22 protein-coding genes and 1 riboswitch are annotated in these 22,966 nt (G+C 61.1%); of the genes, 10 read left to right on the top strand and 12 right to left on the bottom strand.

The annotated features are described in order from the left end of the window. Positions 1 to 3 precede the first annotated feature (3 nt). Both CEC48_RS05920 and CEC48_RS05915 read right to left on the bottom strand, forming a co-directional pair. Positions 4 to 1,071 (bottom strand): putative urea ABC transporter substrate-binding protein, encoded by a 1,068-nt coding sequence (locus CEC48_RS05920; RefSeq protein WP_088422894.1) that lies wholly within the window; start codon positions 1,069 to 1,071, stop codon positions 4 to 6. A 61-nt stretch (positions 1,072 to 1,132) separates the two neighbouring features. After that, a riboswitch (guanidine-I (ykkC/yxkD leader) is annotated at positions 1,133 to 1,233 on the bottom strand. A 190-nt stretch (positions 1,234 to 1,423) separates the two neighbouring features. Next, positions 1,424 to 3,046 carry a methyl-accepting chemotaxis protein gene (locus tag CEC48_RS05915; RefSeq protein ID WP_088422893.1) on the bottom strand — a complete coding sequence of 541 codons (1,623 nt, stop codon included), beginning with the start codon at positions 3,044 to 3,046 and terminating at the stop codon, positions 1,424 to 1,426. 327 nt (positions 3,047 to 3,373) lie between these two features. Here CEC48_RS05915 and CEC48_RS05905 point away from each other — a divergent pair, with 327 nt between their 5' ends. Continuing rightward, on the top strand, positions 3,374 to 3,730 hold the full coding sequence (locus tag CEC48_RS05905) for a hypothetical protein (RefSeq protein ID WP_088422891.1): 357 nt from the start codon (positions 3,374 to 3,376) through the stop codon (positions 3,728 to 3,730). 6 nt (positions 3,731 to 3,736) lie between these two features. On the opposite strand, the gene CEC48_RS05900 is transcribed toward CEC48_RS05905, so the two are convergent. After that, complete coding sequence (locus CEC48_RS05900; RefSeq protein ID WP_088422890.1) at positions 3,737 to 4,849, bottom strand: enoyl-CoA hydratase/isomerase family protein; 1,113 nt, start codon at positions 4,847 to 4,849, stop codon at positions 3,737 to 3,739. A gap of 132 nt (positions 4,850 to 4,981) precedes the next feature. On the opposite strand from CEC48_RS05900, the gene ung reads away from it, so the two are divergent. Beyond that, positions 4,982 to 5,674, top strand: a complete 693-nt coding sequence (gene ung / locus CEC48_RS05895) for a uracil-DNA glycosylase (RefSeq protein WP_088422889.1) — start codon at positions 4,982 to 4,984, stop codon at positions 5,672 to 5,674. A 9-nt stretch (positions 5,675 to 5,683) separates the two neighbouring features. On the opposite strand, the gene CEC48_RS05890 is transcribed toward ung, so the two are convergent. The 6 genes from CEC48_RS05890 to CEC48_RS05865 all read right to left on the bottom strand — a co-directional run bounded on the left by CEC48_RS05890 (position 5,684) and on the right by CEC48_RS05865 (position 12,106). After that, positions 5,684 to 6,625 (bottom strand): hypothetical protein, encoded by a 942-nt coding sequence (locus CEC48_RS05890; protein ID WP_088422888.1) that lies wholly within the window; start codon positions 6,623 to 6,625, stop codon positions 5,684 to 5,686. A 129-nt stretch (positions 6,626 to 6,754) separates the two neighbouring features. Then, positions 6,755 to 7,783 (bottom strand): AbrB family transcriptional regulator, encoded by a 1,029-nt coding sequence (locus CEC48_RS05885; RefSeq protein ID WP_088422887.1) that lies wholly within the window; start codon positions 7,781 to 7,783, stop codon positions 6,755 to 6,757. After that, positions 7,776 to 9,290: a tripartite tricarboxylate transporter permease gene (locus CEC48_RS05880; RefSeq protein ID WP_088422886.1), complete on the bottom strand. Its 1,515-nt coding sequence runs from the start codon at positions 9,288 to 9,290 to the stop codon at positions 7,776 to 7,778. The genes CEC48_RS05885 and CEC48_RS05880 overlap by 8 nt, the downstream gene beginning before the upstream one ends. 1 nt (position 9,291) lies before the next feature. Beyond that, entirely contained in the window at positions 9,292 to 9,750 is a 459-nt protein-coding gene (locus CEC48_RS05875) for a tripartite tricarboxylate transporter TctB family protein (protein WP_088422885.1), read from the bottom strand. A gap of 60 nt (positions 9,751 to 9,810) precedes the next feature. Further along, positions 9,811 to 10,797 (bottom strand): tripartite tricarboxylate transporter substrate binding protein, encoded by a 987-nt coding sequence (locus CEC48_RS05870; RefSeq protein WP_176438676.1) that lies wholly within the window; start codon positions 10,795 to 10,797, stop codon positions 9,811 to 9,813. 28 nt (positions 10,798 to 10,825) lie between these two features. Then, a complete protein-coding gene (locus CEC48_RS05865) occupies positions 10,826 to 12,106 on the bottom strand; it encodes an OprD family porin (protein ID WP_088422883.1) in 1,281 nt (426 codons plus the stop codon). Positions 12,107 to 12,342: 236 nt separating this feature from the next. On the opposite strand from CEC48_RS05865, the gene CEC48_RS05860 reads away from it, so the two are divergent. Then, on the top strand, positions 12,343 to 13,014 hold the full coding sequence (locus tag CEC48_RS05860) for a response regulator (RefSeq protein WP_003212008.1): 672 nt from the start codon (positions 12,343 to 12,345) through the stop codon (positions 13,012 to 13,014). Beyond that, entirely contained in the window at positions 13,007 to 14,392 is a 1,386-nt protein-coding gene (locus CEC48_RS05855) for a sensor histidine kinase (RefSeq protein WP_088422882.1), read from the top strand. The genes CEC48_RS05860 and CEC48_RS05855 overlap by 8 nt, the downstream gene beginning before the upstream one ends. Here CEC48_RS05855 and CEC48_RS05850 read toward each other — a convergent pair whose 3' ends face one another. Both CEC48_RS05850 and CEC48_RS05845 read right to left on the bottom strand, forming a co-directional pair. Continuing rightward, positions 14,393 to 15,214 (bottom strand): HDOD domain-containing protein, encoded by an 822-nt coding sequence (locus CEC48_RS05850; protein ID WP_088422881.1) that lies wholly within the window; start codon positions 15,212 to 15,214, stop codon positions 14,393 to 14,395. It abuts the gene before it with no gap. A gap of 36 nt (positions 15,215 to 15,250) precedes the next feature. Next, entirely contained in the window at positions 15,251 to 16,192 is a 942-nt protein-coding gene (locus CEC48_RS05845; protein WP_088422880.1) for a folate-binding protein YgfZ, read from the bottom strand. 139 nt (positions 16,193 to 16,331) lie between these two features. On the opposite strand from CEC48_RS05845, the gene CEC48_RS05840 reads away from it, so the two are divergent. Both CEC48_RS05840 and CEC48_RS05835 read left to right on the top strand, forming a co-directional pair. Further along, positions 16,332 to 16,586: a succinate dehydrogenase assembly factor 2 gene (locus CEC48_RS05840; RefSeq protein ID WP_003212000.1), complete on the top strand. Its 255-nt coding sequence runs from the start codon at positions 16,332 to 16,334 to the stop codon at positions 16,584 to 16,586. Then, positions 16,570 to 17,022 (top strand): protein YgfX, encoded by a 453-nt coding sequence (locus CEC48_RS05835; RefSeq protein ID WP_088422879.1) that lies wholly within the window; start codon positions 16,570 to 16,572, stop codon positions 17,020 to 17,022. The genes CEC48_RS05840 and CEC48_RS05835 overlap by 17 nt, the downstream gene beginning before the upstream one ends. Here CEC48_RS05835 and nadB read toward each other — a convergent pair. Continuing rightward, a complete protein-coding gene (gene nadB / locus CEC48_RS05830) occupies positions 16,991 to 18,607 on the bottom strand; it encodes an L-aspartate oxidase (protein ID WP_063032633.1) in 1,617 nt (538 codons plus the stop codon). The two genes, CEC48_RS05835 and nadB, sit on opposite strands and share 32 nt — an antisense overlap. Positions 18,608 to 19,074: 467 nt before the next feature. On the opposite strand from nadB, the gene rpoE reads away from it, so the two are divergent. The 4 genes from rpoE (at position 19,075) to CEC48_RS05810 (ending at position 22,928) form a co-directional block, all read left to right on the top strand. Beyond that, the gene (rpoE, locus tag CEC48_RS05825; RefSeq protein ID WP_003172477.1) at positions 19,075 to 19,656 is read left to right on the top strand and encodes an RNA polymerase sigma factor RpoE; all 582 of its coding nucleotides are present in this window, start codon (positions 19,075 to 19,077) and stop codon (positions 19,654 to 19,656) included. A 31-nt stretch (positions 19,657 to 19,687) separates the two neighbouring features. Next, positions 19,688 to 20,275 carry a sigma-E factor negative regulatory protein gene (locus tag CEC48_RS05820; protein ID WP_003172479.1) on the top strand — a complete coding sequence of 196 codons (588 nt, stop codon included), beginning with the start codon at positions 19,688 to 19,690 and terminating at the stop codon, positions 20,273 to 20,275. A gap of 16 nt (positions 20,276 to 20,291) precedes the next feature. Continuing rightward, positions 20,292 to 21,248, top strand: a complete 957-nt coding sequence (locus CEC48_RS05815) for a MucB/RseB C-terminal domain-containing protein (protein ID WP_088422878.1) — start codon at positions 20,292 to 20,294, stop codon at positions 21,246 to 21,248. 243 nt (positions 21,249 to 21,491) lie between these two features. After that, positions 21,492 to 22,928: a DegQ family serine endoprotease gene (locus tag CEC48_RS05810; protein WP_088422877.1), complete on the top strand. Its 1,437-nt coding sequence runs from the start codon at positions 21,492 to 21,494 to the stop codon at positions 22,926 to 22,928. Positions 22,929 to 22,966: the final 38 nt, after the last annotated feature.

Genomic DNA, 22,966 nt, shown 5'->3' with positions numbered 1-22,966 from the left:
CTCTTACAGCGTGCCGTCGGCGGCCATCTGTACGTAGCTGGGGTCGAAATGCAGCTTGAGGTTGGCGGTGTCGCCGCTGGTCACGCCGTTGGCGAAGCTCATGCCCACGGCGCTGGTGTCTTTGGCACCTTCACCCAGCAGGCCGTGTTTAAACGAGAACTCGGCGACTTTGCCCATAGTGGCGGGCAGTTGCGCGCTGGTGGCGAAGGCCAGGGCTTCCTTGGGCGTGGCGAACAGCTTGGTGGTGTCCAGTTGCGACTGGAAGCCCTTGAGGTCGGTGCCGGAGGCCTTGGCCATGTGTTCCAGGGCGTCGGTGCTGGCGGCGTTTTTTGCGTTCATCAGCGCGACCACTTCAAACCAGGCGCCGGTCAGCGCTTTGCCCAGCTTGGGGTTGTCTTTGAGGGTCTGGGTGTTGACCACCATCATGTCCATGATTTCGCCGGGCACTTTGCTGGAGTCGAACACTTCGGTGACGCCGGGCTTGGCCTTGATCTCGGAGAGCATCGGGTTCCAGGTGGTGACGGCTTTGACCTGGTCGGTGTTGAAGGCGGCGGCAATATCGGCGTCGGAGGTGTTGACCACTTTCAGGTCTTTTTCGGTGAGGCCGGCCGACTCCAGGGCACGGGCCAGCAGGTAGTGGGACACGGAGAGTTCCACCAGGTTGACGTTCATGCCCTTGAGGTCGGCGACGGTCTTGCCTTCACCTTTGATAACTACGCCATCGTTGCCGTTGGAGAAGTCGCTGACCACCAGCGCGGTGCTGTCCACGCCACCGGCGGCGGGGATAGTCAGGGCGTCCATGTTGGTCATGGTGCAGCCGTCGAACTGGCCGGCGGTGTACTGGTTGATGGATTCGACGTAGTCATTGAGCTGCACCATGTCGATCTTGATGCCGTACTTCTTGGCCCACTTGTCGAGGATGCCTTGGCTGCCGGCATACTCCCACGGCATCCAGCCGGCATAAATCGTCCAGCACACGCTGAAATGGTCTTTGGGGGCGGCTTGGGCGGAAAAGCTCACCATGGCGGCGAAGGCGGCGGCGAGCAAGGCGGGTAAACGTATCGAGGGCATGGATGCTTCTCCAGTTGATCAAGGGCGAGCAGGAGCAACGCGGCACCGTAAACGGTGGCTTGTCTCCCGGGCTTTTATCCCGCCGTGTAACCTCAACTGGAGGTCGCCAACTCTCGGACCAGCCACTCGCCTTAGCGAGCCGGAACCCTAGTCAGCCATTGCAAATTGTGGTGCCGCGAACCTGTGATGACTCCTGCACGGAAGAGGTAAAGCGAGAGTCGTGCCAAGTAGGGGAAGGCGCGGATTTACAGGCTGGCCGGCGGGCATGCAGGAGCGGCGCAGGGTGTTCGTGCATTGCGTTGGTGCGTGCTTGCACTGCAATGAAGCGAACACCCGGGCCTGGGTGGGCTGTTTACAGCTGGAACTTGGCTACCAAGGCATTGAACGAGGTGGCCAACCGCGAAAGTTCTTGGCTCGATGCGTTGGTCTGGTGGGCGCCGGCTGCGGTCTGTGTCGACAGGTCCTGGATATTGAGCAGGTTGCGATCCACTTCCCGCGCCACCTGGGCCTGTTCTTCAGAGGCCGAGGCAATCACCAGGTTGCGTTCGTTGATGCTGGCCACGCTGTGGGTGATGCGTTGCAAGGCTTCGCCCGCATTCTGGGCCATCGTCTGGGTGTTATTGGCCCAGGTCAGGCTCTTGTTCATCGCGGCAACAGCACCGTCTGCACCCAGTTGTACCGTGCCGATCATGTTTTCAATGTCGACGGTAGAAGATTGCGTGCGATGCGCCAATGCACGCACCTCATCCGCTACCACGGCAAAGCCCCGGCCTTGCTCACCGGCCCGCGCGGCTTCAATGGCGGCATTGAGTGCCAGCAGGTTGGTTTGATCCGCAATGCCACGAATGACATCCACTACCTTGCCAATTTCTCGAACCTGGACGGCCAGATCAACCACGGCTTGGGTCGAGTCGTTGATCTCACTGACCATCGAGCTCATTCCGGACACCGCCTGTTCCACTTGTTGACGGCCATCATCCGCTTCAGTTGTAGCTTGGCGAGAGGCCTCGGACGTCGACACTGCGTTGCGTGCCACCTCGTCGACAGCTGTTGTCATCTCGTTCACGGCCGTGGCGGCTTGCTGGATTTCGTCATTCTGGCGGGTCAAACCGCGGGTGCTTTCTTCGGTCACCGCGCTCAGCTCTTCTGCTGCGGAGGCCAGTTGGTCGGAGGCGTTGGAAATTTCCAGCAAGGTATGTTTCAAGCCGCCCTGCATATCGGACAACGCCATGAGCAACTGGCCGGCTTCATCCGTGCGATCAGTGGTGATGGCTTGCGTCAGGTCACCTTGTGCTACCCGTTGCGCACTTTGTACCGCTTGCGCGATGGGGCGGGTGATGAGGCGGGTAATCAACAGCCCAATGGCAATCGCGACGATAAAGGCCAGCACGATACCGCCGATCATCCATTGCAAGGCATTGCTGCGTAAAACCTCCGCCTCTGCGGCGCCTTCCTTGATTTGGCGGTTATTGGACTCGACCATGATTTTGAGCAGGTCGCGAGACTGTCTGAAGAGTTCATTGTTGCTGGTGTTGAGCAGCGTGCGGGCTTGATCGGCGTGGCCGGCATCCATCAGTGAAATAATTTGCCCGGAGCTGGCGATGTAGTTGGGCCAGACCTGGTCCATGCTGTCCCCCGCAGCCCGCTCATCGTCCTCAAGAGGTGTTGCGCGGTAAGTCGCGTAAGCCGTTTGGCTGCGTTTCAATTCATTGGCGATGTCCTGGCGAACACGGTCACGGTCTTGTGTGGAAATACCGCCATTGCTTGCATCCAGCAATCGGTACAGACCGCGGTTGTGGGCAACCAGGCCGTTCAGGGTGGCGTTGGTGTTACTGACGGACACCAGGTTGTTGGAGAAGGCTGAATCAAGGGCTGCTGCCAATCGGCTGACACCGTTGATGCCCAATGTGCCCACCGCCAGTGTGATGGCGGCGCACAGTACGAACGAAAGCAACAGTTTGGTTGAGAGTTTCATGGCTAAGATCCGGAGTGATGTCGATAGGACGGCCGCGCTAGAGCCTCCATACTATGGAGTGGCATCATAATGACATCATTCGGATTGTTGAAGTTTCAACGCCGATTAAAAATTCCAACCAGGCATGCCAAAATCTTCATTCAGGGGCGCGGAGAGTGGGGCGGCGTGCTCAAACAGCTCACATTTGAGGAGCGCCCACGTGTATCAAGTTGTTACCAGATCGCACCAGATTCGCTTTTTGATGTCAGATATTTCGTCAAGCAGTGAAAGCTGTTTGCCGCCCCCCAGCGTCGCTGGGTGTGCTCTTCCGCGGTCCAGGAGGCCGCCATGTATCGTCGACTGCTCCTCATCGCTTTGCTCGGTTTGACCCTTTCTGCGTGCGCACCCTATTACGGTGGCGGCCAGGCCTACTACGGTTCCGAGGTCTACACGGCGCCTGCGCCGGCGTATTACTACGGCGGCGGCCCCTACTACCATTACCGCCAGGGTTACTACCCGCCACCCCAGCGTTATTACCCGTCGCCGCGTTATTACCAGCCGGCACCTCGCTATTACCCAGCCGGGCCGCGAGCCGGCTACCGGCCTTACCCCAACCAGGGTGGGGGCAACCACTGGGGTAATGGCGGCGGCCGTGGCCAGGGCGGCGGCAATCAGGGTGGAGGCCGTGGCGGCGGGCACCGCTGAGGGCTTTCAGTAGTCGGACAAATCCGCCAGCGGATGGCGCCCTTCCCAAACCTTGTGGAAGTGCGCCTGCACCACCGCCTCAGGGATCAAGTTGATGTCCGGCCAATGCCAGTGTGGCTGTTGGTCCTTGTCGATCAACCGCGCCCGCACCCCTTCGCTGAATTCCGGGTGGCGGCAGCAGTTCAGGCTCAAGGTGTATTCCATCTGGAACACCTGGGCCAGGGACAGGTGCCGCGCCCGCTGGATCTGTTCCCACACCAGGTGCGCGGTCAGCGGGCAGCCTTCGCTCAGGGTCTTGCCGGCGCGACTGAACAGTTGATCGGCGTGGTCGCGCAACTGGCTCAAGGCTCGCCACGCACAGCGCACATCGCCGACATCCAACCACTCGTCGATCTGCGCGCGGCGCGGCAGCCATTGGGCTTCGGGCATCTGGCCGGTGGCTTCCTGAGCCAGGGCCTTGAGCAGGCTGTTGAGCTGCATGTCGGTTTGCTCCTGCCAGTTCAGTTGCAGCAGGCCTTCGAGCAGTTCGTCCTGTTGTTCATCCAGCAGGAAGCGGTCGGCCAGGCCCAGGTCCAGGGCGTCGCGGCCATTCATGTGGGCGCCGGTCAGGCCAAGGAACAAACCCAACTTGCCGGGCAGGCGTGACAGGAACCAGCTGGCGCCCACATCCGGGTACAGGCCGATGCTGATTTCCGGCATGGCCAGGCGGCTGCTCGGGGTGACGATGCGCACCGCCGCGCTTTGCAGCAAGCCCATGCCGCCGCCCAGCACATAGCCGTGGCCCCAGCAGATCAGCGGTTTGGGGTAGGTGTGCAGGCGGTAGTCGAGGCGGTATTCAGCGGCGAAAAATTGCGCGGCCAGCGCCGGCACTTCACCGGGATGTTCACGGCAGGCCTGGGCCAGGCTGCGCACTTCGCCACCGGCGCAAAACGCCTTGGGGCCCTTGCCGCGCAGCAGCACACAGACGATTTGCGGGTCTTTGGCCCAGGCATCCAGGCGCTCGCTCAAGGCCTGGATCATCGGCAAGGACAGGGCGTTAAGGGATTTTTCAGCGTCCAGGCTGGCGATGCCAATGCGGGCGCCGCCCGTGCCAATCAGCTCTTCGAAGTGCAGGTTCATCATGACCTCAATCGAGAAAGTGAAGGTTCAGTATGATCGCTTCACGGGAAAGTGCCGGTTCTGCGTCAGATCAATTGACAAGCAGGGTGGGCTTTCCTAGGGTTCGCACCATTGTTTTTTCTGGATGCAACCATGACCACCGACGACCGTATCAAACTCGAACCCAGCTGGAAACACGCCCTGCGTGACGAGTTCGACCAGCCGTACATGGCCCAGCTGCGCGAATTCCTGCGCCAGGAGCACGCGGCCGGCAAGGAGATCTACCCGCCGGGCCCGATGATCTTCAACGCGCTCAACTCAACACCGCTGGACAAGGTCAAGGTGGTGATCCTCGGCCAGGACCCGTACCACGGCCCCGGCCAGGCCCATGGCTTGTGCTTCTCGGTGCAGCCGGGCGTGCCGGCGCCGCCGTCGCTGGTCAATATTTATAAAGAGCTCAAGCGCGACCTGAACATCGACATCCCCAGCCACGGCCACCTGCAAAGCTGGGCCGACCAGGGCGTGCTGATGATCAACACCACCATGACCGTGGAGCGCGCGAATGCCAACGCCCATGCGGGCAAGGGCTGGCAGTTCTTTACTGACCGGGTTATCGAGATTGTCAGCGCGCACCAGCCGCACCTGGTGTTCCTGTTGTGGGGCGCGCATGCGCAGGGCAAGCAGAAGCTGATCGACGCCACCAAGCACTTGGTGCTGACGTCGGTGCATCCGTCGCCGCTGTCGGCGTATAGAGGGTTTATTGGCTGCGGGCATTTCAGCCGCACCAACAAGTTTCTGGAGCAGAACGGCGAGACGCCGATCGAGTGGCGATTGCCGCCGGTGTGAGCCTGCCGGCTACAGCCGAACGACTGCCACGCTGGAGTTGCCGATATTGGCCACATAAGCGGTGCGGCCATCCGGTGAGACGACGATGCCACGTGGCTTGTCAAAACCATCGATAGCGCCGATCACATCCTGGGTACGGGTATTGATGATGCCCACCTGATTACTGTCGGTCTGTGTGACATAGGCCAGTTCCCGCATCGTGTTGAAGGCAACCTGCCACGGGCCCGCTAGGTCACGCAGTATCTGGCTGACTTCGGCGGTGATGGTGTCACCGATGACGACTTCCCCACGCTCCGAGTAGGTGATGTAGACGCGTGCACTGAAGCGCGCGTGGGCGATGGTGGTCGGCACGCCGGCAACTGTGTCGGTTTGAGTGACCACGTTGTTGGTGCCCAGGTTGATGCTGGTCCAGTTGCCGAATTGCGACGCAACGTGTGAGCGGGCGCCACCCGGTGCCACAGCAATGTCGACGGGGCGAACCACGGATGTTACACCGATGCGCAAAAAGTTGCTGGTGTTGATGATCACCACCTCTGAAGCGCCTTCGTCAGCGACATACAGCCTCGAACCGCTCGAGTTGAGCGCCATGCCGTTGACCGTGGTGAATCCGGTGATGCTGTCGATGACGGTATCGGTCAGGGTGTCGATCACGGTGATGGGTGTGTCCGTTGCACCGCTGTTGTCACTGACATACAAGCGCGGGGCGTTTGGGTGAAGGGCGAGCCAAATCGGAGATCCCAGGCTGTCAATCGTGTTGATCACGCTGCGGCTCGCGGTGTCGATCACTGTGATGGCTTGCGGCAGAGTGGCACTTGCGACATAGAGACGGGTGCCAGCCTGGTTGATCACCAGGCGGTTGGGTGAGCCCTGCACCGCAATGGTGTCCACGACTGCTGCCGGTTCATTGTCTTCGTCATCCACGACAGACAGGGGCGTGATGAATTCGGCCATGATCACAATCCTCAACGTACAAAGCGCTCGATCGAGCCATTGAACACGCTGTGAAATGAGCTTGGCTAGCTGTGAGAGTTGACAGTTCAGACGAGCGGCAGCGGCCCGCGAAGGGCCGCTATTGAGCGATCAAGGCTGACGGTTCCAATGCCGGAACAACGGCTCCGCCAGAAACAACACAAACAACAAGCGCATCACCTGCATCGCGGTGACCAACGGTACCGACAGTTGCAGGGTTTCTGCCGTCAGGCTCATTTCCGCAATGCCGCCGGGCATCATGCCCAACGTCAATGAGCGCAGATCCAGCTGCGTCAGCGCACTCAAACCCACCGCCGCCAGCGTCGCGATCAACATGGTCAATGCGGTACCGATCAAGGTGCGGCCCATGAACAACGGCGCACGCCGGAAGAACTGGCGGTTAAAGTGGCAACCCAGGCCGCTGCCGATCAGCCATTGGCCAATCTGGCTGCCGCCATCGGGCAGGCCGATGTGCAGGTCCCAGGTAATGCTGACAGCGGCACTCACCAGCAACGGCCCGAACAGCCAAGGATTCGGCTGGCGCAAGCGCTGCCAACCCCAGGCCACCAAAGCACCGACGGGGAACAGCACCGCCAGCCAGGTCCAATCGACATTCGCGGGATGAAACTGCGGAGCACCTTCGCCGAGCAAATACTTGAACGCCGCCGGCACACACAGCACCACCACCAACACCCGTAAACTTTGCCCCGCCGCGACACGGCTGAGCACCGCGCCATTGCGTGCGCCAAGGTTGACCATCTCGCCGGAACCGCCCGGCATGCTGGAGAAAAATGCAGTGGCGCGGTCTTCGCCGCTGCGGCGCATCAACCACACACCCACAATGCTGGAGAGGCTGGTGACCAGCGCGCCGAAGAAGATCAGGCCGAAGTGGCTCATCACCTGCTCCATCACCACCGGGGTGAAGTGCAGGCCGATGCCGATGCCCACCACCCATTGGCCGCATTTGCGGCCGCCGGGAATTTCCGCGAGCTGCCAGGGTGTGAGGCAGCGCACGAGGATGATCGCCAGCAACGAGCCGACCATGTACGGCAGTGGCCAGCCGATCTGGCTGGCGAGGTACCCGCCCAGCAGACCGACCAGCGGTGTTGCCCACCAGTTTCTGAACGTGGCCTCAGACATCGGCCACGGCACGACGCTGCAGAGAACGCTTGCGCCAGATACGCAGGAGCGGGAACAGCAGCATCAAGGCAGTCAGTACCCACACGCCGAAGGTGATCGGGCTCGACCAGAGGATCTGCAATTCGCCGTTGGAAATCGACAGCGCACGACGCAGGTTCTGCTCCATCAAACCGCCGAGGATAAAGCCCAGCAGTACCGGCGACAGCGGGAAATCCAGCTTGCGCAGGATGTAGCCAAAGATACCGATGCCGACCATCAGGAACAGGTCGAAGGTGGTGGCATGAACCGCGTACACACCGATCGCGGTGATGATCGCGATCACCGGCACCAGCGCCCAGTTCGGCACGGCGAGGATGCGCGTGAAGATACGGATCATCGGGATGTTGAGGATCACCAGCATGATGTTGGCGACAAACAACGAGGCGATCAGGCCCCAGACGATGTCCGGTTGCTGTTGGAACAGCAGCGGGCCGGGTGTGATGTTGTACAGCGACAGGGCGCCGATCATCACCGCCGTGGTGCCCGAACCGGGCACGCCGAGGGTCAGCATGGGCACCAGGGCGCCGCAGGCGGAAGCGCCGATTGCGGTTTCCGGCGCGGCCAGGCCGCGCATGTCGCCTTGGCCGAATTTACCGCTGGCACCGGCCAGGCGTTTTTCGGTCATGTAGGCCACGGCGGAGGCCAGGGTTGCGCCCGCGCCCGGCAATACGCCCATGATGAAACCCAGCAGGCCGCAGCGAATATTCACGACGAATACCGAGGAAGCTTCCTTCAGGTTGAACATCATTCGCCCGGTGGCTTTTACCGCTTCCTGGCCACGGTGGGTTTTTTCCAGCAACAACAGAATTTCGCTGATGGAGAACAGGCCCAGCACCAGCACCACGAATTGGATGCCGTCGGTCAGGTGGATGTTGTCGCCGGTGAAACGGTACACACCGCTGTTGGCATCGATACCCACCGCTGACAGAAACAGGCCGATCAACGCGGCGACAAAGGTCTTCAGCGGTTTGTCACCGGCCATGCCGCCCAGGCAGACGATGGCAAACACCATCAGTACGAAATATTCCGCCGGGCCGAAGGCAATCGCCCATTTGGCCAGCAGCGGGGCGAACAGCACCATGCCGCAGGTGGCGATAAACGCACCGATGAATGAACTCCATGCCGACAGCGACAACGCCACGCCCGCCAGGCCTTTACGGGCCATCGGGTAGCCGTCGAGGGTGGTCATCACGGTGGAGGCTTCGCCCGGGATGTTCAGCAGGATCGAGCTGATGCGCCCGCCGTATTCGCAGCCCAGGTACACGGCTGCCAGCAGGATCAATGCCGACTCAGGCGGCAGCCCGAGGGCGAATGCGATGGGGATCAACAGCGCCACGCCGTTGATCGGGCCCAGGCCCGGCAACAGGCCGACCACGGTGCCGATCAAGGTGCCGCACAGCGCGGTGATCAGGTTGTAAGGGGTCAGTGCAACGCCGAAGCCCTGGCCCAAATAGCTGAACGTATCCATATCAGTTCTCCAGAACTTCAAGCAGGCCGAGCGGCAGCGGTACATCCATGGCTTTGTCGAACAACAGATAAAGGCCGATGCTCATCAAGGTCACGATCACCACGCTGGGCAGCCAGCGGCCGCCATACAGGCGCGCCATCGGAATGCCGATCAGCATGCTGCTGAGGATGAAACCCAGGGGTTCGAAGGTGCCCGCAAACACCAGCAACAGCGCGACGCAGATGCCGATCTTGACCAGGGTCTCGCGGTCCAGCGCGGGTTCTTCTTCCGTGTGCTTGGTGGGCTGTGGGCGAAACAGCATGTAGATCAAGCCCAGGCCCATCAGCCCGAGCATCAGCAGCGGGTAGGCCCGAGGCCCTACCGGCTCGTAGGAAAAAGACGCTTGATACGGCCAGGCCATCAGTGCGAGGCCAGCGCAGACCAGCAACATCACTGAGGCGAAAATGCGTTGTAAGAGCATGGGAAACTCCTGGGCCACGCCCCCGATGCGCAAGGGTGTGGCCGCGCGAACAAGGGGCGATTACTGGATCAGGCCGAACTCTTTGGCCAGCACTTTGTAGTCAGCCACCTGTTTCTTCACGTAGGTGTCCAGCTCTGGGCCGGTCATGGCGAACGGGAACAGCTCACGCTGGTCACGCAGCGTGGCGAACTCGTCGGAGGCCAGCAGTTTGTCGAAGGCGTCTTTCCACCAGGCGTAGTCTTCATCGCTGACTTTTGGCCCGAGGTAGAAGCCACGTACCACCGGCCAGACGATGTCGTAGCCTTGTTCCTTGGCGGTCGGAATGTTCTTCATTTCCGGCTCGTCCAGGCGCTCCTCGGAGAACACCGCCAGTAGGCGCATGTCTCCGCTGAGGATGTGCGGCATGGAGTCGGAGATGTCGGTACTGCCCACCTGGATGTGGCCGCCGAGCAGGGCGGTGGCGATTTCACCGCCGCCTTCCAGTGCCACGTAACGCAGGTCGCGCGGGTTGATCCCGGCGGCCTTGGCAATCAGTGCGGTTTGCATCCAGTCCTGGCTGCCGACGGTGCCGCCGGAGCCGATAACCACGCTGCCCGGATCTTTCTTCAGGGCCTTGACCAGATCGTCGAGGTTTTTGTAGGGCGAATCGCTTTTCACCGCGATGGCCCCGTAGCTGGTGCCGACGGCGGCGAGCCAGCGCACGGCGCTTTCATCGAAGCGGCCAAACTTGCCCTGGGCCAGGTTCAACAGCGAACCGCTGGACCACGCCACCAGGGTGCCGGCGTCTGCCGGGCGCTGGGCGACCACTGCGTTGTAGGCCACCGCGCCCACGCCGCCGGGCATGTAGGTCACGCGCATCGGCTTGCTCAGCAGCTTCTGGTTGACCAGCGCGCTTTGCGCCAGTTTGCAGGTCAGGTCAAAACCACCGCCCGGTGACGCCGGGGCGATGCATTCCGGGCGCTTGGGTTCGGCGGCCAGCAATTGGCTGGCGAACAGCATGCAGCTGGCCGTCAGGGCAAATTTACGCAGTGAAAGGGTCATGTTCATCTCCATCATTGTTGTTATGAGGTTGCTGTTACCACAGTGCGACGCTGTAGCTCACCAGCAGGCGCACTTCATCTGCATCACGGGCCGAATAGTTGGAACGGTAGGTGGCATTACGCAGGCGCACGGCCACATCCTTGAAAGTACCGCTTTGCACCACGTAGCGGATCTCGCTGTTGCGTTCCCACTCCTTGCCGGTCTCGCCGTTCTTGAGCTTGATGTTGTCACCCGACAGGTAACGGCTCATGAAACTCAGGCCGGGAATCCCAAGCTTGGCGAAGTCGTAGTCATAGCGCGCCTGCCAGGAGCGTTCTTCGGCGCCGGCAAAGTCGTTGATCTGCACGAAGTTGACAAGGTACGGGTCGCTGCCATCCACGTAGGGAAAGGCGCTGTCGCCGGACATGTGCTGGTAGCCGGCGCTGAGCTTATGGCCATTTAGGGCATAGCTGAAGAGGCCGTTGAGGGACGTGTTGTCGATCTTGCCGCCGCGCGCTGCGCCGGTGTCGTCACTGACGGCCAGGCGAAGGTCGGCGCCGACGGTGCCGGGGCCCATTGGGCGCGAGGCCACCAGGCCGAGGAAGTGCTGGCGGTACACGTCGTCGAGTTGGGCGAAGTGGTAGCTGCCGGTGATTTTGTCGGCGAACTTGTAGTCCACGCCGCCGAAGTCGAAATGCTTACCGGTGGCGCCGCTGAGGAAGCGGCTGTTCTTGTTGTTGAGGCCGATGTCTTCGTAGTTGGTGTCGTCGCGGTCCTTGGCCTTGTTCAGGCGCCCGCCGGTGAACACCAGGTTCTTGAATTCCTTGGAACTCAACAGGCCGCCTTCAAACGTCTGCGGCAGGATGCGCCCGTCGTTGGGCTTGAGGATCGGCAACTCGGGAATCAGCGCGCCGATTTTCAGCTCGGTGGCGGAGATCTTCACTTTGCCGGTCAGGCCGAGTTTGGAGTATTCGTTGGCGGCGCGGCCGTCATCGTGGGTGGGCAGCAGGCCGGTGCCGGTGCGGTCGGGGCTGGAGTCGAGCTTGACCCCAAGCATGCCCAGCGCATCCACGCCAAAGCCGACAGTACCGTCGGTGTAGCCCGACTGCAGGTTGAGCATGAAGCCCTGGGCCCACTCGTCGCGTTTGGATTGTTGTGCACTGGTGCCGTCGCGAAAGTCACGGTTGAAGTACATGTTGCGGGTTTCGAGGGTGGCGGTGCTGTCCTCGAAAAAGGCGGCTTGGCCTGCTGGCGAAAAGCCGGCAAGGGCGGCGGCACTGGCAAGGGCGGTCTGGGTGAGGCGAGAAGAACGAGCAGGCGGCTGTGTGCGCAGCATCGTGGGTGTACTCCGTTATTGTTCTTATTTTGGCGAAAACGCTTCGAGGCGTTTTTCGGGCGCTACGGGTGAAATAGCTCGGCAGGCGAAACCCACCGTGGCTGGATGCTAAAGGGCGAAGCTTTCACTAACCTTTCAGTCGCCTTTCAATGTTTTCGGGCTTCACAGCAAAGGTGGCGCCTGTAAACTCCCCGGCAAAGCGTGGCGCCGACCACCCCTGAACGAGGTAAAAACCCATGCGTGTCCTTCTGGTCGAAGACCATTTGCAGCTAGCCGAAAGTGTCGCCCAGGCGCTCAAGAGCACGGGTTTGACCGTCGATGTGTTGCACGATGGCGTGGCGGCGGACCTGGCCTTGAGCAGCGAGGAATACGCGGTGGCGATCCTCGATGTGGGCCTGCCGCGCATGGACGGTTTTGAGGTGTTGGCGCGCTTGCGGGCACGTGGGAAAAATCTGCCGGTGTTGATGTTGACGGCCCGCAGTGACGTGAAAGACCGCGTGCATGGCCTCAACCTGGGCGCGGATGACTACCTGGCCAAGCCATTTGAGCTGACCGAGCTGGAAGCGCGGGTCAAGGCCCTGCTGCGCCGTAGCGTGCTGGGTGGTGAGCGGCAGCAGGCGTGTGGCGTGCTGATCTACGACCTGGATACACGGCGCTTCACCCTGGGCGGTGAGCTGCTGACCCTGACCTCCCGCGAGCAGGCGGTGCTTGAAGCGCTGATCGCACGTCCCGGCCGGGTGATGAGCAAGGAGCAGCTGGCATCTCAGGTGTTCGGCCTGGATGAAGAGGCCAGCCCCGATGCCATCGAAATCTACGTGCACCGCCTGCGCAAGAAACTCGATGGCCAGCCTGTGGCCATTGTCACCTTCCGTGGCCTGGGGTACTTGCTGGAAGCCCGCGATGCATAAGCCCAGCAGCCTGCGCTGGCGCCTGCTGTGGAACCTGGCGCTGTTGCTGGTGGTGTTGATGATCGCCAGCGGCTTGAGCGCTTACTGGAATGGTCGCGAAGCGGCAGACACGGCCTACGACCGGACGCTTTTGGCCTCGGCACGGACCATTGCTGCGGGCTTGTCACACCGCGACGGCACCTTGAGTGCCGATGTGCCTTACGTCGCCCTGGATACGTTCGCCTATGACAGCGCCGGGCGGATTTACTACCAGGTCAACGATATTCACCAGAAGCTTATTTCCGGTTACGAAAACCTGCCGGGCCCACCGCCGGGCACGCCGCGCACCGATGACTATCCGGCGCTGGCGCGCTTCTATAACGCCAAGTATCAGGGGCAGAACGTTCGAGTGGTGAGCCTGCTCAAGGCGGTGTCCGAGCCGAACATGAACGGCATGGCGGAAATCCGCGTGGCCGAAACCGACGAGGCGCGCGTCGCCATGGCTCGCAGCCTGATGGCCGATACCTTGCTGCGCTTGGGGATGTTGGCTGTCGGTGCGTTGCTATTGGTGTGGTTTGCCGTGAGTGCGGCGCTGCGGCCGCTGGAGCGTTTGCGCACGGCGGTAGAGGAGCGTCAGCCGGATGACCTGCGGCCGTTGCCGCTGGTGGAGGTGCAGCATGAGTTGGGTCCGCTGGTGCGTGCGCTCAACCATTTCACTGAACGCCTGCGCGGGCAGTTCGAGCGCCAGGCACAGTTTATTGCCGATGCCGCCCATGAACTGCGTACGCCGCTGGCGGCGCTCAAGGCCCGGCTGGAGCTCGGCCTGCGCGCCGAAGACCCGGCCACCTGGCGCACCACCCTGGAAACTGCCGCCCAGGGTACGGATCGCCTGACTCACCTGGCCAATCAATTGCTTTCGCTGGCTCGTATCGAAAACGGCGCCCGGGCGATTGCCGAAGGTGGGGCGCAGTTGCTGGACTTGAGCCAGTTGGCCCGCGAACTGGGCATGGCCATGGCACCGCTGGCCCACGCGCGGGGTGTGGCCCTGGCGCTGGAGGCAGATGAGCCCGTGTGGCTGCGGGGCGAGCCGACCTTGTTGAACGAGTTGTTGAGCAACCTGGTGGACAACGCCCTGGCCCACACGCCACCGGGCGGCAACGTGATTTTGCGGGTCACCGCGCCGGCGGTACTTGAGGTGGAAGACGACGGCCCGGGCATCCCGCTGGATGAGCGCGACCGGGTGTTCGAGCGCTTCTATCGGCGTAGCCAGCAGGGCCTGGGTTCAGGCCTGGGGCTGGCGATCGTAGGCGAGATCTGCCGGGCACACCTGGCGCAGATCAGCTTGCATGACGGTGAGTTGGCGGGGTTGAAGGTGCGGGTCAGTTTTATCGCGGGGTAATCAGTAAAACATCGACCGCGCTTCATCCAACTCGGCACGCAAGGTGTCGTTGTAAGGATCGATCCGCAGTTTCTGGATCGCAGGCAGTGTCGATACCGGCACTGTGGCCAGCGGATGGTCGGTGTTGCGATGGCAATACAGCACGGCGACCTGCACCAGGTCGATATAGTCCAGGCGCTCGGAGTCGCGCTCCAGGTTCAGGTATTGCCCTGGCAGGTTCACCAGCATCTCCGGGAAGTCCCAGCGTCGCAGCAACTTGTCTCCCAGCAGCGGGTGGATGCTTTCAATCACGTGGTTAAGGCTGACGGGGTCCGCCAGCAGCTCGTAGTGATCTTCGGCGTAGGTCAGGATCGGCAGTACGCCAATCTGGTGCACCAAGCCACCGAGGGCCGCCTGATCAGGCTTCAGCTGGCTGTGGTTGCGGCACAGCGCATAGCTCACGCCCGCCACTTCCAGGCTGCGCCGCCAGACATCGCGCATCTTCTGTTCGACCACTTCGGAACGGGCGTGGAAGATCTGTTCCATCACCAGCCCGATCGCCAGGTTGCTGCTGTAGTTGGTGCCCAGCCGGGTGATGGCGGTGTGCAGGTCGGTGACTTCCTGGGTCGCGCGCAGGAGCGGGCTGTTGACCACTTTGATCAGCCGCGCCGACAAGGCGGTGTCGCGGCCGATCACTTTGCTCAGATGGCTGATGCTGATGTCCGGGTCTTCGGCGGCCTGACGAATTTTCAGGGCCACTTCCGGTAGCGTTGGCAGAACCAGGTCATCGTTATCGATGGCCACAACCAAAGCCTGTTGGACTTTTTCCGCCAGCTTGTTCATTCAAGATCTCTAGGGTGTTGCAAAAAGGTACGACGATCAGCGCTGGATCTCGCGATCACGGTCCAGTTGGTAGGGCAGGTCGAGCAACTGAAGGCCTGGGCCTTCCAGCGTGCCTACATGCACATCGCCACTCTCTGCTGCTTCGGCTTGCAGCACCGCTAGAAGTTCAATCGCCTCGTCGGCACGGGCGGCAATCACCACCTCGCCGATGGCGCTGTTGTGAGTCGGGGAAAACAGTTGGGTGCCAGGTTCCGGCAATTCGCTGGCATTCAGGCTCAGGCGGTACAGGCGACGCTTGAGTTTGCCCAGGTACTGCATGCGCGCGACGATTTCCTGGCCGGTGTAGCAGCCTTTCTTGAAGCTGACGCCGCCGACGGCTTGCAGGTTAAGCATTTGCGGGATGAACAGTTCGCGGGTCTGGGGCATGACCTGGCCGATGCCAGCGCGGATCTGGCCCAGCAGCCATTGGTTCAGGTCGCCTTCTTGCAATTGCGCGGCGAGTTGGCTGCGCAGGGTTTCGGCTTGGGTGGCAGGGGCCCAGAGTTCAGCGCGGCCTGGCGATACGCGGATGGCGATCAATTCGTCGCTGCGCGCCATGCTGTCGGTCTCGGCCGGTAGCTCGAGGCCGAGGCTGGCCAATACCTGGTCAGCCTGCGACACACCGAAACGCACCCAGGCGGCGCTTTCGTCGGTGAGTTTGGATTTCGAGAACACGGCGTACTTCTTCAAGTCTGCCAGTTGCGGCTCCAGCAGTTCGGTGGCCATGGCCAGCAGCACGCCATCGCCTTGCAGCAGGATACGGAAGCTCGACTGCATGCGCCCTTTTTGGGTGCAGCGAGCGCCCAGGCTGGCCTGGGTGTCACTCAGGTAGTTGAGGTTGCAGGTCAGTTGTCCCTGGAGGAACTTGGCAGCGTCGGAACCGCGGACGGCGAGAACGCCTTCGTGGGACAGCGGGCAGAAGAAAGCAGAGTCAGCCATGGGTCATCGCAGGTTAAAAAGTCATGGGTGCATCATAGAGGGGCGCCCGGCAAATGGATAGTTTCGGTATGGCCGACCAAAGCCGACTGTTCCAGGCAGCGTCGGCCTGTATACTTGCGCTCTATTTGAGGAGCGCTCCATGGTCGAAGATGTAGAACTCAATCGCCTCTACTGGCACAGCCGCCGCGGCATGCTTGAGCTGGATGTGTTGCTGGTACCGTTCGTCAGGGAGGTCTACCCGCACCTCAACGACGTCGATCGCGACTGCTACCGCAAGCTGCTGGAATGCGAAGATCAGGACATGTTCGGCTGGTTTATGGAGCGCGCCGAATCGGAAGACCCGGAGCTGCAGCGCATGGTTCGGATGATCCTGGATCGTGTCCAGCCCAAGTAACACGTTCGAATGCCGCTGGCACGCCTCCGGGCAGCTGCTGGCGGTTTATCTTTTCGCCCAGGCGTTCGCACTGGGTGCGTTGTGGTTTCTTGATGTGTCCCCGTGGATCGCCGCTTTTGGCGCGTTGTTGTGCCTGGCCCATGCCGGTTGGGTACTGCCGCGTCATATTCTGCTGACTCACCGTTCGTCGATCCGTGGCCTGCGCCGCGATGAGGACGGCTGGCAGTTGTGGAGCGCCGCACGCGGCTGGCACAGCGTGCAACTGCGCCCCGACAGCCTGGCGTTGCCGTTGATCGTGGTGCTGCGCTTTCGGGTGCAGGGTGACTGGCGGGTGCGTTCGGTGTGTGTACCGCAGGATTCGCAGGCCACCGATGTGCATCGGCGCCTGCGGGTACGCTTGAAGTTCAGCCGCCGTAGGTGGTTGGCACCAGAATAGTGTCGCGCGCTTCGGGCAGCATCTGCGGGTAGTCGAGGGTGTAATGCAGGCCTCGGCTCTCCTTGCGTTCCATGGCCGAGCGAATCATCAGTTCTGCCACCTGGGCCAGGTTGCGCAACTCGATCAAATCTCGGCTGACTTTATAGTTGCTGTAGAACTCATCGATTTCATCCAGCAACAGCCGAACCCGGTGTTGTGCTCGCGCCAGGCGCTTGTTGGTGCGCACGATTCCCACGTAGTCCCACATGAAGCGCCGCAGCTCGTCCCAGTTGTGGGCGATGATCACGTCTTCGTCCGAATCGGTCACCTGGCTGGCGTCCCAGCGGGGCAGGGCGGCCGGTACCGGGATGCGCGGCAGCTGTTCCAGGATGTCTGCAGCGGCGGACCGGGCGTACACGAAGCATTCCAGCAGCGAATTGCTGGCCATGCGGTTGGCGCCGTGCAGGCCGGTGAAGCTGGTTTCGCCGATGGCGTACAGGCCGGGTACATCGGTGCGGCCATGCTGGTCGACCATCACGCCGCCGCAGGTGTAGTGCGCCGCCGGGACGACCGGGATCGGGCCCTTGGTGATGTCGATGTTGAACGCCAGGCAGCGTTCGTAGACGGTCGGGAAGTGGGTCTTGATGAAAGCTTCTGGCTTGTGGCTGATGTCCAGGTAGACGCAGTCGATGCCCAGGCGCTTCATTTCATGGTCGATGGCCCGGGCGACGATGTCCCGTGGGGCCAGCTCGGCCCGAGGGTCGAAGCGCTGCATGAAGCGTTCGCCGTTGGGCAGCTTCAGGTGTGCGCCTTCGCCGCGCAGGGCTTCGGTAATCAGGAAGCTTTTTGCCTGCGGGTGATACAGGCACGTGGGGTGGAACTGGTTGAACTCCAGGTTCGCCACCCGGCAGCCCGAACGCCAGGCCATGGCGATGCCATCACCGCAGGCGCCGTCGGGGTTGCTGGTATAGAGGTACACCTTCGCTGCGCCGCCCGAGGCGAGAATGGTAAAGCGCGCGCCGTAGGTGTCGACTTCGCCGCTGGCACGGTTGAGCACGTAGGCGCCGAGGCAGCGTTCGCCCGACAGGCCCAGGCGCTTTTCGGTGATCAAGTCGACGGCGACGCGTTGTTCCAGCAGTTCAATGTTCGGGCGTTGCCGCGCCTGGTCGAGCAAGGTCTTGAAGATAGCGGCGCCGGTGGCGTCGGCCGCATGGATGATGCGCCGATGGCTGTGGCCGCCTTCGCGGGTCAGGTGGAACTCGAAGCCGCCGTCGTCGGTGCCGGAATGTTCATCGCGGGTGAAGGGCACGCCCTGGTCGATCAACCACTGGATGGCTTCGCGGCTGTGCTCGACGGTGAAGCGCACCGCCTCTTCATTGCACAGGCCGCCGCCGGCGTTAAGGGTGTCTTCGACGTGGGATTGTACGGTGTCGGTGTCATCGAGCACCGCGGCGACACCGCCCTGGGCCCAGAATGTCGAGCCGTTGGCCAGGTCGCCCTTGCTCAGTACGGCTATGCGCAGGTGGCTCGGCAGGGTCAGGGCAAGGCTCAAGCCTGCGGCGCCGCTGCCAATCACCAGCACATCGTGTTGAAACTGTTGGCTCATTTGAAGGATTCCGCAAAAAGCGATCCGAAGGGGGCGCAAACAGGACGCCTGGATCGGCGAATCAAAGGGTCACACGGCCCACTAGTATATAGAGGGGGGGATCGGCACAATAGCCGGGCATTCGTGGCATTGTGAGACTACGGTCAACGAACTGCACGGCTTTCATGAAACGGACAGCGGTTGAGGTGGGAACTTTTTGCATAAGCCCCGACTCAATAGCAGGATGCCCGAAAGCTGGGAACACGCTGGATTTACTGATCGTCGTCTGTGTCAGGCGCGTCAGGAAACTGGCGACAGATTATTCGCGCAGCCGGCATTGCCCGAGCTGCGTTTTTCGTGTGTGCCAAATCAGTGCGCACCGGAAACTTGCTTGGAGGGGGAGAACTTTTGCGAAAAGTCCGAGTCTATGTTTGCAAGCCTGATCGATTAGTTATGCAAGCCTCCTTCAAGTACAACGAGGAGTGTTCATGCTAACCCAGGAAGAGGATCAGCAGCTGGTCGAGCGCGTTCAACGCGGCGACAAGCGGGCATTTGATCTGCTAGTGCTGAAATACCAGCACAAAATTCTCGGGTTGATCGTGCGGTTTGTGCACGACACCCATGAAGCGCAGGACGTTGCACAGGAAGCCTTTATCAAGGCGTACCGTGCACTCGGTAATTTCCGCGGTGATAGTGCGTTTTATACGTGGCTCTACCGCATCGCCATTAACACGGCGAAGAACTATCTGGTTTCTCGCGGTCGCCGCCCACCGGATAGTGATGTTAGTTCGGAAGATGCTGAATTTTATGATGGTGATCACGGCCTCAAAGATCTCGAGTCGCCGGAGCGTGCATTGCTGCGCGACGAGATTGAAGGAACCGTCCATCGCACGATTCAACAACTGCCAGAAGATTTGCGTACGGCGTTAACTTTACGTGAATTCGATGGTCTGAGTTACGAAGACATTGCGAGCGTCATGCAATGTCCGGTGGGTACCGTACGTTCCCGGATCTTCCGGGCTCGGGAAGCCATCGATAAAGCCCTGCAGCCGTTGTTGCAGGAAAACTGAGACAGCGGCTACAGCCAAGAGAGGAACCGCCATGAGTCGTGATGCCCTGCAGGAATCGCTGTCCGCAGTGATGGATAACGAAGCGGATGAACTGGAACTTCGTCGAGTGCTCAATGCATTTGATGATGCCGAAACCCGTGATACCTGGTCTCGTTACCAAGTCGCTCGGGCGGTGATGCACAAGGATCTTCTAATCCCTCGTCTGGATATTGCTGCGGCCGTTTCTGCTGCGCTGGCTGATGAAGCCGTTCCGGCAAAAGCTGCTCGCGGTCCTTGGCGTAGCCTGGGTCGTCTGGCAGTCGCTGCTTCGGTGACCGTCGCTGTATTGGCAGGTGTTCGCCTGTACAACCAGGACGAAATCGCCGGTGCCGAACTGGCCCAGCAGACCCAGCAACCGGTCATGGCCGGTCCGCAGGTCAAGGGTCCAGCCGTACTGGCCGGCTACAAGGAAAGCTCCGATACCACCGGGCCTATGGCCAACGGTGTACTTCAAGGGCAATCCGGCTGGCAAGATCAGCGTCTTCCAGGCTACCTGCGCCAACACGCACAGGAATCGGCCTTGAAAGGCACTGAAAGCGCTCTGCCATACGCTCGCGCTGCAAGCCTGGAAAACCGCTAGTCCGCCAAGGAGCTTTATGCGCGCCATACCGCTCCTTGCGCTTTTGCTCAGTGGCTGGTTTGTAGTCCCCGCCCATGCCGACCAAGCCCAAGACTGGCTGACGCGTCTTGGGCGGGCGGAGCAACAACAAAGCTTCCAGGGCACCTTCATCTACGAGCGTAACGGTAGTTTTTCTACCCATGACATCTGGCATCGCGTCCAGAACGGTCAGGTCCGTGAGCGGCTTCTGCAGCTCGATGGCTCTGCCCAGGAAGTCCTGCGCGTCGATGGACGTACCCAATGCGTGAGCGGCACACTGGTTGCCGGGCTTGGGGGCTCCCCCGATTCTCCTGCACGTCTTCTTGATCCGCAAAAACTCAAAGCCTTCTATGACCTTGCCGTTATCGGTAAATCGCGTGTGGCTGGTCGAAATGCGGTGATCGTCTCGGTGACGCCCCGTGATCAATACCGTTATGGCTTTGAGCTGCACCTGGATCGCGAAACCGCGCTGCCACTGAAGTCGTTGTTGCTTAACGATCAGGGCCAGTTGCTGGAGCGATTCCAGTTCACCCAGCTCAATACGTCGGTGCCCGACGATCGTGATTTGCAGCCCAGCGGCGAATGCACGCCGGTGGCTGTGACCAGCGCCAAGGCCCCGGAGGTCGAAGTTCCTCAGGATTGGCGCCTCGATTGGTTGCCGCCAGGCTTTCAGTTGGTCAACAGCAGTGCCCACAAAGACGCCCACACCAAGGTAACCGTCAGCAATATGATGTATGACGATGGGCTGGCGCGGTTTTCGGTATTCCTGGAGCCGCTTAACGGCGCGACCGTGACTGAGACCCGCACCCAGTTGGGCCCGACAGTCGCTGTATCACGGCGCCTGAATACCCTCGAAGGCGAGGTGATGGTGACAGTCGTCGGCGAAATCCCGATTGGCACCGCCGAGCGAATTGCGCTGTCTGTACGCAGCGGCACCGCGCCGGCCAAGCCGTGAGCTGTTAATCCTATGTTCATCCTGATATTTCAATGTTGCGCAGGAGATAGTCGATGCCTGCCTCTGTCGAGAGCATGAAATGTCTGGATCATTTTTTTCACTTGCTAAAATCCCCTATGTTTTTTATAGGTCAGGGCTTATCGGCCCTGGCCTTGTTTTGTTCGCGGAACAAAAATGTCGGTCGTAGTTTTCGGCGTTTATTGAACCCTGTCGCTCAACCCTGCTCGTCGTAACGGGAGCTGTATGTCGATACCACGTTTGAAGTCTTACCTATCCATAGTCGCCACGGTGCTGGTGCTGGGTCAGGCCGTTACCGCGCAAGCGGCCGAGCTGCCTGATTTCACCCAACTGGTGGAGCAGGCGTCGCCTGCCGTGGTGAACATCAGTACTACGCAGAAGCTGCCGGATCGCAAAGTTTCCAACCAGCAGATGCCTGACCTGGAAGGCCTGCCGCCGATGCTGCGCGAATTCTTCGAACGTGGCATGCCCCAGCCGCGCACGCCGCGTGGCGGTGGTGGCCAGCGTGAGGCCCAGTCCCTGGGCTCGGGCTTCATCATCTCGCCTGATGGCTACATCCTCACCAACAACCACGTGATTGCCGACGCCGACGAGATTCTGGTGCGCCTGGCCGATCGCAGTGAACTGAAAGCCAAGCTGGTGGGCACCGACCCACGTTCCGACGTGGCCCTGCTGAAAATTGAAGGCAAGGACTTGCCGGTGCTCAAGCTGGGTAAATCCCAAGACCTGAAAGCCGGGCAGTGGGTAGTCGCCATCGGTTCGCCGTTTGGTTTTGACCACACCGTGACCCAAGGTATCGTCAGCGCCATCGGTCGCAGCCTGCCAAACGAAAACTACGTGCCGTTCATCCAGACCGACGTGCCGATCAACCCGGGCAACTCCGGTGGTCCACTGTTCAACCTGGCGGGTGAAGTGGTCGGTATCAACTCGCAGATCTACACCCGCTCCGGTGGTTTCATGGGCGTGTCTTTCGCGATTCCGATCGACGTGGCCATGGACGTTTCCAATCAGCTGAAAACCGGTGGCAAGGTCAGCCGCGGCTGGCTGGGCGTGGTGATCCAGGAAGTGAATAAGGACCTGGCTGAATCCTTCGGCCTCGACAAGCCAGCCGGCGCACTGGTTGCGCAAATCCAGGACGATGGCCCAGCTGCCAAGGGCGGCTTGCAAGTCGGTGACGTGATCCTGAGCATGAACGGCCAGCCGATCGTCATGTCTGCAGACTTGCCGCACCTGGTGGGCGCGCTCAAGGCTGGCAGCAAGGCCAAGCTGGAAGTGATTCGTGACGGCAAGCGCCAAAACGTTGAGCTGACCGTCGGCGCGATTCCGGAAGAAGGCGCGGCGCTGGATGCGCTGGGTAACAACAAGCCGGGTGCCGAACGCAGCAGCAACCGTCTGGGCATTGCCGTGGTCGAGTTGACCGACGAGCAGAAGAAGAGCTTCGATCTCAAGAGCGGTGTAGTGATCAAGGAAGTCCAGGACGGCCCTGCCTCCCTGATCGGCCTGCAACCGGGTGACGTCATTACTCACCTGAATAACCAGGCCATCAACTCCACCAAAGAGTTCACTGACATCGCCAAGGCGCTGCCGAAGAACCGCTCGGTGTCGATGCGCGTCCTGCGTCAGGGCCGTGCCAGCTTCATTACCTTCAAACTGGCCGAGTAATCCGCTAGTCCAATAAAAAGCCCCGCTCTCGATGCACG

Source organism: Pseudomonas sp. K2I15 (genome assembly GCF_002204795.1).
Classification (GTDB): domain Bacteria; phylum Pseudomonadota; class Gammaproteobacteria; order Pseudomonadales; family Pseudomonadaceae; genus Aquipseudomonas.
The sequence above is the reverse complement of the archived record's forward strand: the minus strand, read 5'-3'. Positions and strand labels throughout refer to the sequence as shown.

What these genes read in the sequence shown, in the direction of transcription:
- CEC48_RS05845 (WP_088422880.1), bottom strand. Translation starts at nt 16,192, where the DNA reads ATGGCTGACTCTGCTTTCTTCTGCCCGCTGTCCCACGAAGGCGTTCTC.
- CEC48_RS05850 (WP_088422881.1), bottom strand. Translation starts at nt 15,214, where the DNA reads ATGAACAAGCTGGCGGAAAAAGTCCAACAGGCTTTGGTTGTGGCCATC.
- CEC48_RS05855 (WP_088422882.1), top strand. Translation starts at nt 13,007, where the DNA reads ATGCATAAGCCCAGCAGCCTGCGCTGGCGCCTGCTGTGGAACCTGGCG.
- CEC48_RS05820 (WP_003172479.1), top strand. Translation starts at nt 19,688, where the DNA reads ATGAGTCGTGATGCCCTGCAGGAATCGCTGTCCGCAGTGATGGATAAC.
- CEC48_RS05875 (WP_088422885.1), bottom strand. Translation starts at nt 9,750, where the DNA reads ATGCTCTTACAACGCATTTTCGCCTCAGTGATGTTGCTGGTCTGCGCT.
- CEC48_RS05880 (WP_088422886.1), bottom strand. Translation starts at nt 9,290, where the DNA reads ATGGATACGTTCAGCTATTTGGGCCAGGGCTTCGGCGTTGCACTGACC.
- rpoE (WP_003172477.1), top strand. Translation starts at nt 19,075, where the DNA reads ATGCTAACCCAGGAAGAGGATCAGCAGCTGGTCGAGCGCGTTCAACGC.
- nadB (WP_063032633.1), bottom strand. Translation starts at nt 18,607, where the DNA reads ATGAGCCAACAGTTTCAACACGATGTGCTGGTGATTGGCAGCGGCGCC.
- CEC48_RS05840 (WP_003212000.1), top strand. Translation starts at nt 16,332, where the DNA reads ATGGTCGAAGATGTAGAACTCAATCGCCTCTACTGGCACAGCCGCCGC.
- CEC48_RS05885 (WP_088422887.1), bottom strand. Translation starts at nt 7,783, where the DNA reads ATGTCTGAGGCCACGTTCAGAAACTGGTGGGCAACACCGCTGGTCGGT.
- ung (WP_088422889.1), top strand. Translation starts at nt 4,982, where the DNA reads ATGACCACCGACGACCGTATCAAACTCGAACCCAGCTGGAAACACGCC.
- CEC48_RS05915 (WP_088422893.1), bottom strand. Translation starts at nt 3,046, where the DNA reads ATGAAACTCTCAACCAAACTGTTGCTTTCGTTCGTACTGTGCGCCGCC.
- CEC48_RS05865 (WP_088422883.1), bottom strand. Translation starts at nt 12,106, where the DNA reads ATGCTGCGCACACAGCCGCCTGCTCGTTCTTCTCGCCTCACCCAGACC.
- CEC48_RS05815 (WP_088422878.1), top strand. Translation starts at nt 20,292, where the DNA reads ATGCGCGCCATACCGCTCCTTGCGCTTTTGCTCAGTGGCTGGTTTGTA.
- CEC48_RS05890 (WP_088422888.1), bottom strand. Translation starts at nt 6,625, where the DNA reads ATGGCCGAATTCATCACGCCCCTGTCTGTCGTGGATGACGAAGACAAT.
- CEC48_RS05920 (WP_088422894.1), bottom strand. Translation starts at nt 1,071, where the DNA reads ATGCCCTCGATACGTTTACCCGCCTTGCTCGCCGCCGCCTTCGCCGCC.
- CEC48_RS05810 (WP_088422877.1), top strand. Translation starts at nt 21,492, where the DNA reads ATGTCGATACCACGTTTGAAGTCTTACCTATCCATAGTCGCCACGGTG.
- CEC48_RS05905 (WP_088422891.1), top strand. Translation starts at nt 3,374, where the DNA reads ATGTATCGTCGACTGCTCCTCATCGCTTTGCTCGGTTTGACCCTTTCT.
- CEC48_RS05900 (WP_088422890.1), bottom strand. Translation starts at nt 4,849, where the DNA reads ATGAACCTGCACTTCGAAGAGCTGATTGGCACGGGCGGCGCCCGCATT.
- CEC48_RS05870 (WP_176438676.1), bottom strand. Translation starts at nt 10,797, where the DNA reads ATGAACATGACCCTTTCACTGCGTAAATTTGCCCTGACGGCCAGCTGC.
- CEC48_RS05860 (WP_003212008.1), top strand. Translation starts at nt 12,343, where the DNA reads ATGCGTGTCCTTCTGGTCGAAGACCATTTGCAGCTAGCCGAAAGTGTC.